We start from the raw sequence: 17,432 nt of genomic DNA, 5'->3' as shown, positions 1-17,432 counted from the left end.
ATGTGATTTACAAAACCTGATGATTCTAATCTATAGAATTGGAGAAAGTTAATAGCTTTTATTGTTAAAAAAAGTGTTCCGCGCATAAGTGCCAAAAAAAGCAGCAACCAAAGGTAAATTTGCTTATTCAATAGACAATTGGCTGAAAAGGGCGGCCTGAACAGTGATTTGCAATGCAACTTAAGGCTTCAGACGATAAAATAGTAAAGCGTAATGAAAATGTTATTTTCCGATGTCGGCCTGAGCCGCTACAATGTCAGACGACTGCCGTAAAAGAAGTTAAGGAAGCAAGACAATGAGCACCACTATCGAAAAAATTCAGCGCCAGATCGCTGAAAACCCAATCCTGCTGTATATGAAAGGTTCGCCAAAACTGCCAAGCTGCGGGTTCTCTGCCCAGGCTGTGCAGGCGCTTTCTGCCTGTGGTGAGCGTTTTGCTTATGTCGATATTTTGCAGAACCCGGACATCCGCGCCGAACTGCCGAAGTATGCTAACTGGCCAACCTTCCCGCAGTTGTGGGTTGATGGCGAACTGGTTGGCGGCTGCGACATCCTGATCGAAATGTATCAGCGTGGCGAATTGCAGCAACTTATCAAAGAGACCGCGGCGAAGTACAAGTCTGAAGAATCAGATACCGAGTAAGGTGACGCCTGCGGGATTGAGGTGACAGGCTGGAGAAGTCGCCAACGCGCGGCCATCCGGCACTCACTTAAAAAGCGACCGAAAGGTCGCTTTTTTACGTACGGCGTTAAGCCTCGGGCATGGCCAGCGGCCAGCCGCCCAGTCGTTTCCAGCGGTTGACGATTTCACAAAACAGCACTGCCGTACGTTCCGTGTCGTAAAGCGCCGAATGAGCCTGCGTGCCGTCAAACTCCATACCTGCCGCCAGACAGGCTTTCGACAGAACCGTTTGGCCTAGCGCCAGTCCGCTGAGGGCGGCAGTGTCGAAAGTGACAAACGGATGAAAAGGGTTGCGCTTCAGCGAGGCGCGCTCGGCCGCCGCCATCATAAAGCTGTGATCGAACGTAGCGTTATGCGCCACCATGATCGCGCGGTTACAGCCGCTGTCTTTAATTCCTTTCCGCACCATTTTAAAAATGGCGTGCAGGGCGTCATATTCACTCACCGCGCCACGCAGCGGGTTGCTGGGGTCGATGCCGTTAAACGCCAGCGCTTCGGGCTGCAAATTCGCGCCTTCGAACGGTTCGACATGGAAATGCAGCGTAGTGTCCGGCATCAGCCAGCCCTGTTCATCCATTTTCAACGTGATGGCGGCAATTTCAAGCAGCGCATCGGTTCTGGCATTAAACCCGGCCGTTTCAACATCAATGACGACAGGGTAAAAACCGCGAAAACGGTCGCACAGACCGGTAAGTTGAGCGTTATCGGACATCGGGGTCTCTTAAATACAGAAAAAATGCAGCGCGTAGTATGCCAAAAAAAGGCGTTCATTGCAGTAAAACTGCGGGCGCAGAGAAGCCGCGCCCGGAAGGGATTAATTACCCAGACCGCGACCGGCGTCTTTTTCTTCGATCAGTTCGATTTTGTAACCGTCCGGATCTTCAACAAACGCAATCACGGTGGTGCCGCCTTTTACCGGACCCGCTTCGCGCGTGACATTACCGCCGTTCTGGCGAATCCGCTCGCAGGCTTCCGCTGCGTTATCAACGCTCAGCGCAATGTGACCATAGGCGGTCCCCAGTTCATAGCGATCGACACCCCAGTTATACGTCAGTTCGATCACCGCTTCGTCACTCTCTTCACCGTAGCCGACAAATGCCAGAGAATATTTGTACTCCGGGTTTTCGCTGGTACGCAGCAGTTTCATGCCTAAAACGTTAGTGTAAAAGTCGATAGAACGCTGCAAATCGCCGACGCGCAGCATGGTATGAAGTAAACGCATTGTTTATCCCCTTAAAAATGGTCAATACATTCAAAATGTTGTTTTAGTATAGCGGCGTTTTCGCGCCGCTATCAATGGAGGAATGCCGCAGGCGGGATCACAGCGTCGGGTAATCGGTATAACCTTCCGCGCCGCCACCGTAGAAACTCTCGCTGCGCTGCGGGTTTAGCTCGGCTTTACGTTGCAGTCGGGTGACCAGATCCGGGTTGGCAATGTAATCGCGACCGAACGCAACCGCGTCGATCAGGCCTTTTTCAATGAGGGTTTCCGCTTTTTCACGGGTGTATGCGCCAGCGCCAACGATGGGACCCTGGAAACGCGCGCGTACTTTTTCGCGGAAGGCTTCAGTATAAGACGCGCCGCCTGCCCAGTCCGGCTCGGACATATGCAGATAAGCGATGCCACGTTTACCCAGTTCTTCGATCAGATACAGCGCATCTGCTTCTTCGTTGGGGCCATTGTCCACGTTCTGGAAGGTACCGATAGGGGAGATGCGAATACCAATACGGTCAGCGCCCCATTCCTGAATCCCCGCATCCACTACCTCAAGAACCAGACGCGCGCGATTTTCAACGCTGCCGCCGTACTGGTCGGTACGGTGGTTAGACGAAGGTGAAAGGAATTGATGCAGCAGATATCCGTGGGCGGAGTGCAACTCAACGAGATCGAAACCGGCTTCGCGGGCATTGGCGATGGCCTGGCGGAAATCATTCACGATACCCGGGATTTCATGGGTTTCCAGCGCGCGCGGCATGGAGGTGTCAACGCGGATCGCATTGCCGTTTTCGTCACGTAGAGAGGTGCGCGTCCCGGCGCTGAGCGCGGAAGCGGAAACCGGCGGTTGCCCTCCAGGTTGCAGGCTGGCATGGGAAATACGCCCGGTGTGCCACAGCTGTACGGCAATATGCCCGTTTTCTGCATGAACGCCGGCAGTAATTTTTTTCCACGCGGCAATCTGCTCGTCGCTGTGCAGACCCGGCGCGCCCGCATAGCCTTTCGCCTGGGCGGAAATTTGCGTCGCTTCGCTGATGATGAGACCGGCGCTGGCGCGCTGGCGGTAATATTCTGCCATTAACGGAGTCGGGATGTCGCCAGGCTCAATGCTGCGCAGACGCGTCAGCGGGGCCATGAATACACGGTTAGCTGCGGTGATCGCACCCACCTTCAGTGGGGTAAACAGTTTTTCAGAGGACATAATGGCTCCAGTGTTGAATAGACCGGTCGTCTAGTGATTGAGTAAATAAAAACGCCTGTTAACCCTCAGGCGTTGTGATGATACGTCGCACATGCGCCAGCGCGTTTTCGAGCGGCATGGCGCTGCGCGAAATCTTGGCCTGTAAATTCGCGCCCAACCAGAGCGCGTAAAGGATTTGCGCCTGTTGTAACGGTTCGCCGGGAAATGTCAGACAATGGCTTTCGCGACCCTTTTCCAGCGCCTGGGCAAGAATGGCGATAATATTGCTCGCGCCTTTGTCCATCGCGGAACGCATGTCTTCAGACAGATCGCACACCTCAGCGGACAGTTTGACCGTCAGACAACCACTGATGGTCCCCTGCTGACGAAACTGATTCAGCGTTTCCTGATAGTAAGCCAGAATGCGGTCACGGTAATTTCCGGCGCCCGAAGTAAAGTGCTCCGTTAATCGCTGATGATAAGCGGCAAAATGGCGCTCCAGCATCGCGACGCCAAAAGCTTCCTTGGAGCGAAAATAGTGGTAAAACGAGCCCTTTGGCACTTCGGCGGTCTTCAACAGTTCGCTAAGGCCCATCCCGGTAAATCCGCGCTGCATGCACAGACGCTCGCCGGTGGCCAGTAAGTGTTCGCGGGTATCGCATTCAGTATGCTTGTTCATAGGGCAGAGTGTAATAGACCAGTCGGTCTAATGCAAGCCGGGTTGCCAGATAGCAGGTTTCCGTCTTCAATAGTGTGTACAGGCGAAAGATGAGGAGGGGATGTGGCAGAGCAGTTAGAATTTTTTCCCGTCCAGAGTCCGTGTCGCGGCATCTGTCAGTCCGACGAGAGGGGATTTTGTCGCGGCTGTTTTCGCAGCCGTGACGAACGCTTCAACTGGCAGAAAATGAGTGACGCCCAGAAGCAGGACGTGCTGAGGCTGTGCCGCCAGCGCCTGCTGCGTAAATTGCGCGCAAACAAACCCGCAGAGCCTGAAGAACCGCAACAGCCTTCACTCTTTTAACCGACGAATTGTATATACTCGGAACACTTTATTTCACGAGGAAGCAGTTATGGTTCAGCGTACGACAATTGCGCCGCAAGGCCCGACCTTTTCCCGCTTTGTGATGGGCTACTGGCGACTGATGGACTGGAACATGTCCCCCCAGGAGCGAGTAAGCTTTATCGAGCAGCACCTGGAACTGGGTATCACCACCGTCGACCACGCGGATATTTATGGCGGCTACCAGTGCGAGGCGGCCTTTGGTGACGCGCTGAAGCTGGCGCCGCATCTGCGCGAGCAAATGGAGATTGTCACAAAATGCGGTATCGCCACCACCGCGCGGGCAGAAAACGCCCTCGGCCACTACATCACCGATCGTGACCATATCGTGAAGAGTGCCGAGCAGTCGCTGGTCAATCTGGCCACCGATCGTCTGGATCTGCTGCTGATTCATCGTCCCGATCCGCTGATGGACGCCGACGAGGTGGCAGAAGCCTTCCAGCATCTGCACCAGAGCGGAAAAGTACGTCACTTTGGCGTGTCAAACTTTACTCCCGCGCAGTTTACGCTGCTGCAGTCCCGTTTACCGTTCACGCTGGCAACGAATCAGGTGGAGATTTCTCCGGTGCATCAGCCGCTGCTGCTGGATGGCACGCTCGATCAACTTCAGCAACTGCGTATTCGTCCGATGGCATGGTCGTGCCTCGGCGGCGGTCGTTTATTTAACGACGATGCGTTTCAGCCGCTACGTAATGAGCTGGCGGTAGTGGCGGAGGAGCTAAACGCAGAGACGATTGAGCAGGTCGTGTACGCCTGGGTGCTTCGTTTGCCATCGCAGCCGTTGCCAATTATCGGTTCCGGCAAAATTGAGCGCGTCAGGGCCGCCGTGGGATCGGCGTCGCTGAACATGAGCCGTCAGCAATGGTTCCGTATTCGTAAAGCCGCGCTCGGGTATGACGTGCCGTAATCGCTAAATATTGGATTTTCCGTTCAAAATTGCGTCTCTGGTTTACACTTAAGCCAAATGCACACAAAACGGAGGTCCTATGAAACGATTAAGTTTGGCCGTGTTAACCCTGTTAGCCTGTACCGGGGCGCAGGCCGCCAGTGAGAAAGTGGAAATGAATCTGGTCACCGCACAAGGTATTGGGCAATCCATCGGTGAGGTGACCATTAATGAAACCGATAAAGGGCTGGAGTTTACGCCGGATCTGAAAGCGTTGCCGCCGGGCGAGCATGGTTTTCACATCCACGCGAATGGCAGTTGCGAACCGGCGATGAAAGACGGTAAAGCATCGGCCGCAGAAGCCGCGGGCGGGCACTTCGACCCCCACCAAACCGGCAAGCACGCCGGGCCAGACGGTGAAGGGCATTTAGGCGACTTGCCCGTACTGGTGGTCAACAACGAAGGGAAAGCCGTTATTCCTGTGACCGCATCACGCCTGAAATCCCTCGATGAAATCAAAGATAAGGCGCTGATGATCCACGTTGGCGGCGATAATATGTCCGATCAGCCAAAACCATTGGGCGGCGGCGGGGCACGGTTTGCCTGTGGTGTCATCAAATAATCAGGTTGTCAGCGTTCCTTCTGGCGGCGCCTGCTCGAGTTGTGACAGCGAGCAGTGTAGCCGCCAGAGAAGAGCGGCCAGTTCCTGCGCGGCAGGCTGCGGGTGACGCGAAAGCGTTTCGCAGATGCGCAGCAGTTCCGCCAGGGACGCCGCCAGCGGCCGCTGTTGTACGCCGCGCTCGCTCATCACGTCACGCAACAAAGCGATACAGATATCTCTCACCCGCGACAGCGGATCGGAGCGCGATTCCCAGGCGCGCAGTTGCCAGACAACGTGTGAACAGTTCAGTAACACCACTCCCCATCGCAGAAGCCAGCGCCTCGCCAGCGCGTCCTGGCTGTTGCTTAACTGGCTGACGTGGTGATAAGTCAGCGACTCAAACTCATGTTCGCTGAGTGAGGGGCGACGGCTTAACTGATCGACAAAATCGCGACGCAGCGCGCGGATATGCCGCCGGCTTTTACGCGCATCAGAACCGGGACGCAGAATGGCGAATGCCAGCCATGACAGGGCGACGCCAACAATTTTGGCCGTATTATCGTTAAGAAAATCGGCAAAGTCATAAACGGGCGGGTTCGTCACCGCGATAAATGAGCCCATAAACACAATCAGTTGTCCCCACAGGCCCGCCAGCTTTGGCATTTGCAGTTTGAACAGTTGCATGGTGACGAGTAGCGGAAACAGGAACAGCAAAAATTGCCAGAGATCGCTGATCTGAACCATCAAACCAAACTTCACCACAAAGCTGAACAACGACAGTAACACCAGCGTACGCATCAGTAGCGACAGCGATTTAAACGGTGTCGCCACTACCGAATAGAGCACACAACTGATGGCGGCCAGCGTGAGCGCCCCCGAGCCCGATTCCCACTGCGCGCCGATACTCCACGCGCCGATAGCCATTAGCGTAGCGAAGGTGCGCAGGCCGCTCCAGATTGCCTCCGCGCTGTCAGTATGGCGCGCAAGGGCAGGGACCCGCGGGATGCTGATGTGCGCCTGTAGCGTGTCTGTTTCCAGAAGCCGTAGCTGGCGGCTGCTTTGCAGATAAAGACGGCAAAAATAGCGCAGCCGCTGCCAGAAGGCGACGTGACGAAAATCTGATCTATCTGGCGGTGCAAGCGGGGCAAGGATCCTGGCGACGGTATAGCTGTCAGTTTGCGGTCGGGCCAGGGCGAGCAGTAGCGCCTCAATAATCTCCCGGCTATTGGCGGGCGGATTGGGCCAGTTCAGCAACATTCTTCGCAGGCTGGAGATGACGCTGGTGAGACGCAGTTGCTGGTGCAGCAGGGCATTAAGCAGCGCGTTCTGTCGACGAAAGCGGTAATGGCTCCAGAACGCCTGGATACGCAATAAGTTCATCGTCAGTATTTGCCCGATCACCCCTTCGTGAGCGGCGCGAATGGCATCGGTTGTGTCCGGTTGCCACAGCAAACTCGCATGTTCCAGCAGGCGCGCATGCATCTTCTTCAGCGCCGTCAACAGGGCGGTGCCGTCTGAGGTACTGGGCAGGATCATCATCATCATGCCGCCGCATAAAATCCCGACAATCACTTCGCAGACTCGCGCCTGGGCGATATCCCACAGTTGGGTTATTTCGACAATGTTTACCATTGGAAAGGCGATAATCGCCGCCGTGTAACCCGCCAGTTGAAAGGCGTAAGCGACATTATTGCTGAAATACGCGCAGGCCCAGGTACAAAAGCCGATCCACGCCGCCATGCTAAGCAGAAAAAGCCACGGTTCATTAAGGGTGTGTCCGGCGAGAATCAGCGCTGCGGTAGCGCCAAGCAGGCTCCCCGCGATACGGCCCAGGCTTTTACTGATCACGCCGCCCACGGTCGGGAAGCTGACAACCGCAGCGGAGGTCATCGCCCAGTAGGGTTCATCGAGATTCAGGTAATAGGCAAAGGTCAGCGCCAGGCACATGGCAAGGGTGTTACGCAGCGCATAGCGCCATTGTCCGGCGGTGGCTTTCAGCCATGGCGTATTGCGCAGTGAGAGACGAGGGAACGTCATTTACTGCCCAATCGCCACACTGCAGGTGGTGCCAGAGACAAACGTCAGGTCTTTCGGCAATGCGTTAAATTCAATCCGCACTGGCACTCGCTGCGCCAGCCGAACCCAGGGCACATTGGGTTTAATGTCTGGCACCAGACCTGAATCACTTTCCACGCTCTGGTCGTAAATGGCGCGACCGATACTGGAAACGTGACCCTGTAACTTTACGTTGCCGCTATAAAGCGTTATTTGCGCAGGCGCGCCAGGACGAATGTGGCGTAATTTGGTCTCTTCAAAATACCCCATCACGTAAAAAGAGTGGCTGTCGACCAGCGCAAACAGCGGCTGTCCGGTGGCGGCGAAATCCCCCGTTCGGGTGGAAAGGTTGGTGATCCAGCCGGAAACCGGGGCGCGTACTTCCGTCTGACTGAGCTGCCACTGGGCCTGTTTCAGCGTTGCCTGGGCGACGCCAACGCTTGCTTGCATGGCTTTGACATTCAGGTTAGCCGTGTCAAGCTCCTCGGCGGAGATTACGTTACGGGTTAAATGGCGACGGCGGTTGGCTTCGTTATTGGCTTTAGCCAGATCGGACTGTGCTTTTGCCAGTTGAGCTTGCGCATTGAGCTCTGCGATATGAAAAGGTGTTTTGTCGATGCTGAACAGCAGGTCGCCGGCGTGAACAAACTGGTTATCTTTCACTTTCAGGTCGACTATCGCCCCGGATACCTGCGGGGTAACGCTGACCTGTTCGGCTCTGACTTTACCGTCACGCGTCCAGGGAGACTGCATGTAATAATTCCACATCCACCAACCGGCGAGCACCGCGGCAGTGGCGATGACGATCGTCGAAAAATATTTTAACGTTTTAAGTGACATAATCAGAACACCACCAACAATAACAGGCCAGCGCAGACGCACAGGGCAAAAAGAGAGAGATCCAGCAACAAAGGATGCCAGTATTCGCCGGAATAGAGGCGGTCGCGCAGAAGGCGATGAATGAACAGCCACAGGATAAAGCCCAGCGCAAAGGCTTTGAAAAGGGGAGGGAAATAAATGGATGCGCCAATCACCATGTCTTGTAAGGGCATTCCCGTTGCATTAAGTGCGATGGTCACAGCAAAAATCCTTTGCGTCAGGTCGCGTTACTACAGGTTTAGCAAAAAAAACCTCAGAACGCGCTTTTTTCGCGTAATGTCTGAAAAATATGTCAACACGTAAGCAAATGCAGCAATACATTTGTTTTAGGAATGCAAATGCTGCACACTATTCTAAAATCAGTATAATATCTTAGCAAGCTAATTATAAGGAGATGAAATTGGAATCGCCATTAGGTTCTGATCTGGCACGGTTGGTGCGCATTTGGCGTGCTTTGATAGACCACCGTCTTAAGCCTCTGGAATTGACGCAGACACACTGGGTAACGCTGCATAATATTCACCAATTGCCGCCCGATCAATCACAGATTCAATTGGCAAAAGCGATCGGCATTGAACAGCCATCACTGGTACGTACGCTGGATCAGCTCGAAGAAAAAGGCCTGATTTCACGACAGACGTGCGCCAGCGATCGTCGGGCAAAACGTATCAAGCTGACTGAAAAGGCTGAACCGCTGATTGCCGACATGGAAGCGGTCATCAACAAAACGCGTGGTGAAATTCTGGAAGGGATTTCAACGCAGGAAATTGATCTGCTGATTAAACTCATCGCCCGACTTGAGCGCAATATTATCGAGTTACAGTCGCGAGACTGAGGTGGGGAGACGTGTGGCCAGCCCTGACCACACGTAATTCGTTTAGCGCGGAGAGACGGTAACCTGACGACCGTTGCTTGCCAGCACCACGCGCTGACCCGCAGAGAAACGGGTGTTACCCTGTTTCTGTACGACCATGATGGTATTTCCATCATCCTTACGGATTTCCAGTTCCACGCCCTGGGTTTTATTCATCGCACCCTGAACGCTCTGGCCTGCGACGCCGCCGGCGACTGCGCCTGCTGCGGTAGCCAGTGAACGGCCCGTACCACCGCCAACGGTGTTACCCAGGAAACCACCGAGAACCGCACCCCCGATCGCACCGATCACGTTTTCATCGTTACCCGCCTGAATCTGAACCGGACGAACGTTTACGATGGTACCGTAAGTGACGTTCTGCACTTGTTTTGCTTCCGAAGCGGTATACACATCACCTGAAAGGCTATCGGTGTTAGCACAGCCCACTAAGGACAGGCCAGCCAGTGAAACGATCAGCACACGTTTAATCATTTAAAATCTCCTGTTCACCATGAAACGCCATCCAGGCATCTCCCATGGTTCAATTATATGGCATTTGTGCGTTTGAGGTCACATATTCTGTCCAGACTAAACAGAAATCATAATAACAGGCTCGTTAACCAACTTTAAACGAACTATTCAGTCAGTTTATTAAAAAGGACGCTATACGGAATTTCGGAACAAAACGTTAATGAAGCGTAGCATTGCCCGCGGGTTTATGATGGAGTGTGACGCAAAGTCAGGCTTAATAAGGAACAGGTATGAAATCGGGCCGCTATATTGGCGTGATGTCAGGCACCAGCCTCGATGGTGTTGACGTGGTACTGGCGACGATAGATGACACAATGGTGGCGCAACAGGCGAGCGTGAGCTGGCCGATGCCCGTCGCGCTTAAACACGCGATTCTCGACATTTGCCAGGGACAGCCCCTGACCCTTTCCCGGTTAGGCCAGCTTGATGTGCAACTTGGCCAACTCTTCGCTGACGCGGTTAACGGACTGCTTGCTCAGGAAAAGCTTCGCCCTCAGGACATTGTGGCGATTGGCTGTCACGGGCAGACGGTATGGCATGAGCCGACGGGCGCATTCCCGCATACGATGCAGATAGGCGATAACAACCAGATTGTGGCGCGCACCGGTATTACGGTGGTGGGCGATTTTCGCCGTCGGGATATCGCGCTGGGCGGACAGGGCGCGCCGCTGGTCCCTGCTTTTCATCAGGCGCTGCTGGCGCATCCGACGGAGCGGCGAATGGTGCTCAATATCGGCGGAATCGCCAATCTCTCGCTGTTGATACCGGATCAGCCGGTGCGCGGGCATGACACCGGGCCCGGCAATATGCTGATGGATGCCTGGATCTGGCGGCAGTGTGCGAAGCCATATGATAAAGATGCTGAATGGGCGCGCGGCGGAACGGTAATCATTCCTCTGCTGCAGGCGATGCTCAGCGATCCGTGGTTCGCGCTTCCTGCGCCGAAAAGTACCGGGCGGGAGTATTTCAACTATGGCTGGATAGAACGTCAACTGGCGGCCTTTCCCGGCGTGAAAGCGCAGGACGTACAGGCGACGCTTACCGAGCTGACCGCGGTGACAATTTCTGAACAAGTGTTGCTGAACGGGGGTTGCGACCGTCTGATGGTGTGTGGCGGAGGAAGCCGCAACCCGCTGCTGATGGCGAGGTTGGCTGCGTTACTGCCGGGAACGGAAGTGACCACCACCGATACCGCGGGCGTCAGCGGTGATGATATGGAAGCGTTGGCTTTCGCCTGGCTGGCGTGGCGAACGGTAGCCGGACTGCCGGGTAATTTACCGTCGGTGACCGGCGCGCGCGAAGCGAGTGTGCTGGGCGGGATTTTTCCGGCTAACCCGCGAACTCAGAGTTAACTGAATTTTTCTGGCGGCGTCTGACGTTACAATCGGAACATTAGGGAGGGTATTTTCACCCTCCATGACCAGGAAAGTCTTCAGGATACGGCTATGAAAAAACTCTTACTCCTCTGCCTTCCGCTTATGCTGTCAGGCTGCAGCGTCTATAACCAGTTTGTCGAGCGGATGCAAACGGACACGCTGGAATACCAGTGCGACGAAAAACCGCTAACCGTTAAATCGAATAACACCCGCCAGGACGTTAGCTTTATTTATGATAATAAGCTGCTGACTCTCAAGCAGGGCGTATCAGCCTCCGGCGCGCGGTACACCGACGGCATTTATGTTTTCTGGTCGAAGGGCGACAGCGCCACCGTTTATAAGCGCGACCGCATCGTGTTGAATAACTGTCAGTTACAAAACCCGAAGCGTTGAGATTTTCAACAGGGCGGCGCACAATAGCGCCACCCACTGACAATCCGTAGCGAACACCATGTCTGATAACGACGAATTGCAGCAAATCGCGCACCTGCGCCGTGAATACACGAAAGGTGGCCTGCGTCGCCACGATCTCCCCGCTGAACCATTAACCCTTTTCGAACGCTGGCTGGCTCAGGCATGTGAAGCCAGACTGGCCGATCCCACCGCGATGGTCGTCGCCACGGTCGATGAAAATGGCCAACCGTACCAGCGTATCGTCCTCCTCAAGCACTATGATGAAAAAGGGCTGGTCTTCTACACCAACCTCGGAAGCCGCAAAGCGCATCAAATTGAAAATAATCCGCGCGTCAGCCTGCTGTTCCCGTGGCATATGCTGGAACGTCAGGTGATGGTTACCGGTCAGGCAGAACGGTTGTCGACGCTCGAAGTGATCAAGTATTTCCACAGCCGTCCGCGAGACAGCCAGATAGGCGCCTGGGTCTCTAAGCAGTCCAGCCGAATTTCCGCACGCGGGATCCTCGAAAGTAAATTCCTTGAGCTGAAACAGAAGTTCCAACAGGGCGACGTACCGCTGCCCAGCTTCTGGGGCGGATTCCGCATCAGCATCGAGCAAATGGAGTTTTGGCAGGGTGGTGAGCACCGTCTGCATGATCGCTTTCTCTATCAGCGGGAAAATAACGCGTGGAAAATTGATCGGCTCGCCCCGTAAACCCCGAAAATGTTGTTTTAAGCGCTAGCGCTGCGTGCCCCGGCGCTTTATTCTATAGAGCTTTCGCGTCTGGCGAAAAGTCGTGTACCGGCAAAGGTGCAGTCGTTTTATACATGGAGATTTTGATGGCAAGCAGTAACTTGATTAAACAATTGCAAGAGCGGGGGCTGGTAGCCCAGGTGACGGACGAGGAAGCGTTAGCAGAGCGACTGGCGCAAGGCCCGATCGCGCTCTATTGCGGCTTCGATCCTACCGCTGACAGCTTGCATTTGGGGCATCTGGTTCCCTTGTTATGCCTGAAACGCTTCCAGCAGGCTGGTCATAAGCCCGTCGCGCTGGTTGGCGGCGCAACGGGTCTGATTGGCGACCCGAGCTTCAAAGCCGCCGAGCGTAAACTGAACACGGAAGACACCGTTCAGGAGTGGGTAGACAAAATCCGTAAACAGGTTGCGCCGTTCCTCGATTTCGACTGCGGCGACAATTCCGCCATCGCAGCGAACAACTATGACTGGTTCGGCAACATGAACGTGCTGACCTTCCTGCGCGATATCGGTAAGCATTTCTCCGTTAACCAGATGATCAACAAAGAAGCGGTGAAGCAGCGCCTGAATCGTGACGATCAGGGTATCTCGTTTACCGAGTTCTCCTACAATCTTCTGCAAGGTTACGACTTTGCCTGCCTGAATAAACTTCACGGCGTGACGCTGCAAATTGGCGGTTCGGACCAGTGGGGCAACATTACTTCCGGTATCGACCTGACCCGTCGTCTGCATCAGAACCAGGTGTTCGGGCTGACCGTTCCGCTGATCACCAAAGCCGATGGCACCAAGTTTGGTAAAACCGAAGGCGGCGCAGTGTGGCTGGATCCGAAGAAAACCAGTCCTTACAAATTTTACCAGTTCTGGATCAACACCGCCGATGCCGATGTGTATCGCTTCCTGAAATTCTTCACCTTTATGGATATTGAAGAGATCAACGCGCTGGAAGAAGAAGACAAAAACAGCGGCAAAGCGCCTCGCGCCCAGTACGTGCTGGCTGAGCAGGTGACGCGTCTGGTCCACGGTGAAGAAGGTCTGGTGGCGGCGAAACGCATCACCGAGAGTCTGTTCAACGGGACGCTGAGCGATCTGAGCGAAGCGGACTTCGAACAGCTTGCGCAGGACGGCGTTCCGATGGTTGAGATGGAAAAGGGCGCGGATCTGATGCAGGCGCTGGTGGATGCCGAGCTGCAGCCTTCTCGCGGTCAGGCGCGTAAAACTATCGCCTCGAACGCGATCACCATTAACGGCGCAAAGCAGTCCGATCCGGAGTATGTCTTCGCGGAAAGCGATCGTCTGTATGGCCGCTACACGCTGCTGCGTCGCGGCAAGAAGAATTACTGTCTGGTGTGCTGGAAGTAACAATAAGTCAGCAGGGGCGTGGGAAACTACGCCCCTTTCTTTTTTCAGGGTTGTGGTAAGCAAAAAATGAAGAATATCCTCGCCATCCAGTCCCATGTGGTTTTTGGACATGCTGGCAACAGCGCTGCGGAGTTCCCAATGCGCCGCCTCGGCGCCAACGTCTGGCCCCTCAATACGGTACAATTCTCTAATCACACGCAGTACGGCAAATGGACGGGGTGTGTTATGCCACCGTCGCATCTGAGCGAAATTGTGCAGGGTATCGCCGATATCGATCAGCTCAAGCGCTGTGATGCAGTGCTGAGCGGTTATCTGGGATCTGCGGAGCAAGGTGAGCATATTCTGGGGATCGTCCGCCAGGTGAAAGCGGCGAATCCGGCGGCAAAATATTTTTGCGACCCGGTCATGGGACACCCGGAAAAGGGCTGCATCGTGGCGCCAGGCGTCGCTGAGTTTCACGTTCGTCATGCGCTTCCCGCAAGCGACATCATTGCGCCTAACCTGATTGAGCTGGAAATCCTGTGCGAACATGCGGTGAACAGCGTAGAAGACGCTGTCGCGGCAGCCCGTGAGTTAATCGCGCAGGGTCCACAGATTGTCCTGGTGAAACATCTGGCGCGCGCAGGCTTCAGCATGGAGCGTTTTGAAATGCTGCTGGTAACGGCAGAAGAAGCCTGGCACATCAGCCGTCCGTTGGTCGATTTCGGCACGCGCCAGCCGGTGGGGGTTGGCGACGTCACCAGCGGTTTGCTGTTGGTAAAACTGTTGCAGGGAGCAACCCTTCAGCAGGCGCTGGAACATGTCACCGCGGCGGTGTATGAGATTATGATCGCAACCCGGGAAATGCAGGAATATGAACTGCAGGTGGTGGCGGCGCAGGATCGTATCGCCAGACCAGAGCACTATTTCAGCGCGACCCGCTTATAAGCGGTTGTCGTAACGTAGGCCGGGTAAGCGCTAGCGATACCCGGCTAAGCCAGTCCGGCTATTTCAACCCTTCCGCCTTAAGCGCCGCGGCAATGGCCGGACGTTCTGCCGCTCGCTGCATATACTCTGCAATATGGTTTAAGCTCGCCATATTCAGCTTCACCGCGCTTGCCCAGCGCAGTACGGTAAAAAGATAGGCGTCGGCAATGGTAAAACGCTGACCGCAAATCCACTGACCCTCTTTGAGTGATTCATCGACGTACTGCAGTTTTTTCTCCAGCAAAGCGCGGACGGCGGGTTTGTACTCTTCTGGCGTATCCGGGCGAAACAGCGGGGTGAAGCCTTTGTGCAGCTCAGTAGCGATATAGTTAAGCCATTCCAGCGTCTTATAACGTGAAATACTGCCCACCGGCGCCAGCAGTTGGCGATCCGGCACGCTGTCTGCGAGATACTGCATGATCGCCACGCCTTCCGTCAGCAAAGTGCCATCGTCAAGCAATAGCGCCGGAACTTGCCCTTTTGGGTTAACCGCGAAAAAGTCATCGCCGTTTTCCAGCCGCTTTTTCATCAAGTCCACCCCTTCAAGGGTGAAATCTTTGCCGCTCTCGCGAAGGGTAATATGGGAAGCAAGAGAACAGGCGCCTGGCTTATAGAACAGTTTCATCGGTTACTCCTTTCAACTGAGGTTTACCGTATCCTAGTGCGAGAGCGAACAAAAAAAAAGCCGCTAACGCAAAGTTAGCGGCTCTCGTTTGTGTTTCCCAACGTCTTACGCGGTAGCGGTTTTAGACGCTTTCTGGTCGTTGTTGTCGTCCAGGGTCATGCGGTTCAGCTTCGGCGCAGTAAGCAGCATCAGCGCTGCAATAACGGCGGTAGCCACACCAATCTGCAGGAAGACGCGACCGTATACTTCGAGAGACATCAGCGGGTCGGTAACGTTTTCTGGTACAGCCATCATGTTCGCGACGTAACCGCCGATGATATTCGCGCCAGCGGTCGTCAGGAACCAGCTCCCCATGATGAAGCCCATCAGACGCTGCGGAACCAGTTGCGCCACCATCGCCAGACCCAGACCGGAGATCATCAGTTCACCGATACTTTGCAGGCCGTAGCAAATAATCAGCCAGTTAACGGAGACGATGCCTGCGTCGGTGGCGAATTTCGCACCCAGCGGCAGCACGAGGAACGCACCGGAGCACAGCACCATACCCAGCGCGAATTTCATCGGCATCGGCAGGGTGTCGCCCATTTTGTTATAGATAGCGGCGAGGATCGGGCTACCGATGATGATCCAGAACGGGTTCAGCGCCTGATACTGTTCCGGCTCGAACGCGATACCCAGAATGGAGTGCTCAACGTTACGGATCGCGAAGAAGTTCAGCGAGGTTGGCATCTGGCTGTACAGAACGAAGAAGATGATCGCTTCCAGCATCAGAATGAAGGCGACAATCATTTTTCGGCGTGCCGCGCCCTGCATGGAAAAGGCTTCTTTCGCAAAAATAATCACGATACCGAGGGCGATCACGCCCAGCGCCATGCGCGCGATTTCCTGGTTGTGAAGCAGCCAGGTCGCAACGGCGATCAGCGCGACAACGCCAACAATGGTCAGCAGCAGGTTGCGATAGTTGACAGGCTCGAAGTCAGGTTTCGAACCGTAGTTTTTCACCCAGCGCTGGCAGAAGGCGAAGTTAACAACGGTGATCAGCATACCGACAACGCTCAGTGCAAACGCGGTGCTCCAGCCGTAACGCGCAGCCAGCCATGGTGTCGCCAGCATGGAGAAGAATGAACCGATGTTGACGGACATGTAGTACATGGTAAATGCGCCATCAAGACGCGGGTCATCTTTGGCATAGCAGGTAGACAGCAGGGAAGACGGGTTGGCTTTAAACAAGCCGTTACCCACTGCAATGGCTGCCATCCCCATATAAACGATCCCGGCATCGTGACCGGACCAGGCGACCAGCGCATAACCAATAGCCAACACGATCGCACCAAGCATAATCACGCGCTTGGTGCCCAGTACTTTATCCCCTAACCAACCACCAATGGCGACCAGACCGTAAACCAGGGCGCTAAAGGAGGAGAACAGGGTGATAGAATCCGCTTCAGACATACCCAGTTGTTTAACCAGGTAAACGGCCATGATCCCTTGCAGGCCGTAATAACCAAAACGCTCCCAGAGCTCAATCGAGAAGATGAGATAGAACGCTTTCGGTTGTTTGAAAGCGTTCAGACTGACGCTTTCCGTTGGTTTATTGTTTGCAGTAGACACTTATACCTCTTTTTTTACATCCCATATTAACGGGGGTGTTCTGTCACGTGATGCGTCTTACGCAGCCGTGAAATTGTTATAGTGGGAGGGGAAACGGCAAGTAATGTTCACTATCTTGCACTTTCAGACAAGTCCTTTGTAATAATCTGTTACATATATCTGAAGTGGTGAATTCAACGGGCATAAGAAATGTTATCCAGCGTTAAATTTCTTTAATCGTAAAAAGGCAGATTTTTACGCTAATGAAGAGGGCGTGAAAGGGGACGGTGGCAATATGTTCTGCTATTTGACGATTAAGGCAGTGATATAGGCCAATATCTGAAAAATAGCCAGTGTATTGTATTGTCAATAAAAGTTTTGAGCGGGGCATTTGCAGCTGAATTTAACCAGAATGAATAAAATA

Annotated in this window: 19 protein-coding genes and 1 pseudogene; 10 read left to right on the top strand and 10 right to left on the bottom strand. The window is 54.3% G+C overall.

The window, feature by feature from the left end; translation table 11 throughout:
* Nucleotides 1–295 precede the first annotated feature (295 nt).
* Entirely contained in the window at nt 296–643 is a 348-nt protein-coding gene (gene grxD, locus OGY07_RS20970) for a monothiol glutaredoxin 4 (RefSeq protein WP_042282768.1), read from the top strand.
* A gap of 106 nt (nt 644–749) precedes the next feature.
* On the opposite strand, the gene rnt is transcribed toward grxD, so the two are convergent.
* The 4 genes from rnt to OGY07_RS20950 all read right to left on the bottom strand — a co-directional run bounded on the left by rnt (nt 750) and on the right by OGY07_RS20950 (nt 3,757).
* Nucleotides 750–1,394, bottom strand: coding sequence for a ribonuclease T (gene rnt, locus OGY07_RS20965; RefSeq protein WP_042282769.1), 645 nt, complete (start codon nt 1,392–1,394; stop codon nt 750–752).
* Nucleotides 1,395–1,496: 102 nt separating this feature from the next.
* Nucleotides 1,497–1,904: a lactoylglutathione lyase gene (gene gloA / locus OGY07_RS20960; RefSeq protein WP_042282771.1), complete on the bottom strand. Its 408-nt coding sequence runs from the start codon at nt 1,902–1,904 to the stop codon at nt 1,497–1,499.
* Nucleotides 1,905–2,001: 97 nt separating this feature from the next.
* Nucleotides 2,002–3,099 carry an alkene reductase gene (locus OGY07_RS20955; protein WP_042282773.1) on the bottom strand — a complete coding sequence of 366 codons (1,098 nt, stop codon included), beginning with the start codon at nt 3,097–3,099 and terminating at the stop codon, nt 2,002–2,004.
* Nucleotides 3,100–3,157: 58 nt separating this feature from the next.
* On the bottom strand, nt 3,158–3,757 hold the full coding sequence (locus OGY07_RS20950) for a TetR/AcrR family transcriptional regulator (RefSeq protein WP_286602935.1): 600 nt from the start codon (nt 3,755–3,757) through the stop codon (nt 3,158–3,160).
* Between the two features lie 102 nt (nt 3,758–3,859).
* Here OGY07_RS20950 and OGY07_RS20945 point away from each other — a divergent pair, with 102 nt between their 5' ends.
* The 3 genes from OGY07_RS20945 (at nt 3,860) to sodC (ending at nt 5,646) form a co-directional block, all read left to right on the top strand.
* Nucleotides 3,860–4,099 (top strand): DUF1289 domain-containing protein, encoded by a 240-nt coding sequence (locus tag OGY07_RS20945; RefSeq protein WP_042282778.1) that lies wholly within the window; start codon nt 3,860–3,862, stop codon nt 4,097–4,099.
* 49 nt (nt 4,100–4,148) lie between these two features.
* A complete protein-coding gene (locus tag OGY07_RS20940) occupies nt 4,149–5,045 on the top strand; it encodes an aldo/keto reductase (RefSeq protein ID WP_181821389.1) in 897 nt (298 codons plus the stop codon).
* Between the two features lie 79 nt (nt 5,046–5,124).
* A complete protein-coding gene (sodC, locus tag OGY07_RS20935; protein ID WP_042282781.1) occupies nt 5,125–5,646 on the top strand; it encodes a superoxide dismutase [Cu-Zn] SodC in 522 nt (173 codons plus the stop codon).
* On the opposite strand, the pseudogene OGY07_RS20930 reads toward sodC, so the two are convergent.
* The 3 genes and pseudogenes from OGY07_RS20930 to OGY07_RS20920 all read right to left on the bottom strand — a co-directional run bounded on the left by OGY07_RS20930 (nt 5,589) and on the right by OGY07_RS20920 (nt 8,759).
* Nucleotides 5,589–7,662: pseudogene (locus OGY07_RS20930) on the bottom strand (FUSC family protein). The gene sodC and the pseudogene OGY07_RS20930 sit on opposite strands and share 58 nt — an antisense overlap.
* The gene (locus OGY07_RS20925; RefSeq protein ID WP_286602931.1) at nt 7,663–8,520 is read right to left on the bottom strand and encodes an efflux RND transporter periplasmic adaptor subunit; all 858 of its coding nucleotides are present in this window, start codon (nt 8,518–8,520) and stop codon (nt 7,663–7,665) included.
* Nucleotides 8,521–8,522: 2 nt separating this feature from the next.
* Nucleotides 8,523–8,759, bottom strand: coding sequence for a DUF1656 domain-containing protein (locus tag OGY07_RS20920; RefSeq protein ID WP_120714876.1), 237 nt, complete (start codon nt 8,757–8,759; stop codon nt 8,523–8,525).
* A 194-nt stretch (nt 8,760–8,953) separates the two neighbouring features.
* On the opposite strand from OGY07_RS20920, the gene slyA reads away from it, so the two are divergent.
* Nucleotides 8,954–9,394, top strand: a complete 441-nt coding sequence (slyA, locus tag OGY07_RS20915; protein WP_082636795.1) for a transcriptional regulator SlyA — start codon at nt 8,954–8,956, stop codon at nt 9,392–9,394.
* 42 nt (nt 9,395–9,436) lie between these two features.
* Here the strand turns inward: slyA and slyB are convergent, their stop codons facing one another.
* Complete coding sequence (gene slyB, locus OGY07_RS20910) at nt 9,437–9,904, bottom strand: outer membrane lipoprotein SlyB (RefSeq protein WP_042282788.1); 468 nt, start codon at nt 9,902–9,904, stop codon at nt 9,437–9,439.
* Nucleotides 9,905–10,173: 269 nt separating this feature from the next.
* Between slyB and anmK the strand changes: the two genes are divergently transcribed.
* The 5 genes from anmK to pdxY all read left to right on the top strand — a co-directional run bounded on the left by anmK (nt 10,174) and on the right by pdxY (nt 14,754).
* The gene (gene anmK, locus OGY07_RS20905; RefSeq protein WP_042282790.1) at nt 10,174–11,295 is read left to right on the top strand and encodes an anhydro-N-acetylmuramic acid kinase; all 1,122 of its coding nucleotides are present in this window, start codon (nt 10,174–10,176) and stop codon (nt 11,293–11,295) included.
* Between the two features lie 93 nt (nt 11,296–11,388).
* Nucleotides 11,389–11,712, top strand: a complete 324-nt coding sequence (mliC, locus tag OGY07_RS20900) for a C-type lysozyme inhibitor (protein ID WP_042282791.1) — start codon at nt 11,389–11,391, stop codon at nt 11,710–11,712.
* A 58-nt stretch (nt 11,713–11,770) separates the two neighbouring features.
* Nucleotides 11,771–12,427, top strand: a complete 657-nt coding sequence (gene pdxH, locus OGY07_RS20895) for a pyridoxamine 5'-phosphate oxidase (RefSeq protein ID WP_286602926.1) — start codon at nt 11,771–11,773, stop codon at nt 12,425–12,427.
* Nucleotides 12,428–12,552: 125 nt separating this feature from the next.
* Entirely contained in the window at nt 12,553–13,827 is a 1,275-nt protein-coding gene (gene tyrS, locus OGY07_RS20890; RefSeq protein WP_042282796.1) for a tyrosine--tRNA ligase, read from the top strand.
* Nucleotides 13,828–13,893: 66 nt separating this feature from the next.
* On the top strand, nt 13,894–14,754 hold the full coding sequence (pdxY, locus tag OGY07_RS20885) for a pyridoxal kinase PdxY (protein WP_042282799.1): 861 nt from the start codon (nt 13,894–13,896) through the stop codon (nt 14,752–14,754).
* A gap of 58 nt (nt 14,755–14,812) precedes the next feature.
* On the opposite strand, the gene gstA is transcribed toward pdxY, so the two are convergent.
* Both gstA and dtpA read right to left on the bottom strand, forming a co-directional pair.
* The gene (gstA, locus tag OGY07_RS20880) at nt 14,813–15,418 is read right to left on the bottom strand and encodes a glutathione transferase GstA (RefSeq protein WP_181821383.1); all 606 of its coding nucleotides are present in this window, start codon (nt 15,416–15,418) and stop codon (nt 14,813–14,815) included.
* 105 nt (nt 15,419–15,523) lie between these two features.
* On the bottom strand, nt 15,524–17,029 hold the full coding sequence (gene dtpA, locus OGY07_RS20875) for a dipeptide/tripeptide permease DtpA (protein WP_042282802.1): 1,506 nt from the start codon (nt 17,027–17,029) through the stop codon (nt 15,524–15,526).
* Nucleotides 17,030–17,432 lie beyond the last annotated feature (403 nt).

This window comes from Citrobacter sp. Cs237 (assembly GCF_030332325.1).
GTDB lineage: Bacteria > Pseudomonadota > Gammaproteobacteria > Enterobacterales > Enterobacteriaceae > Citrobacter_A > Citrobacter_A sedlakii.
The sequence above is the reverse complement of the archived record's forward strand: the minus strand, read 5'-3'. Positions and strand labels throughout refer to the sequence as shown.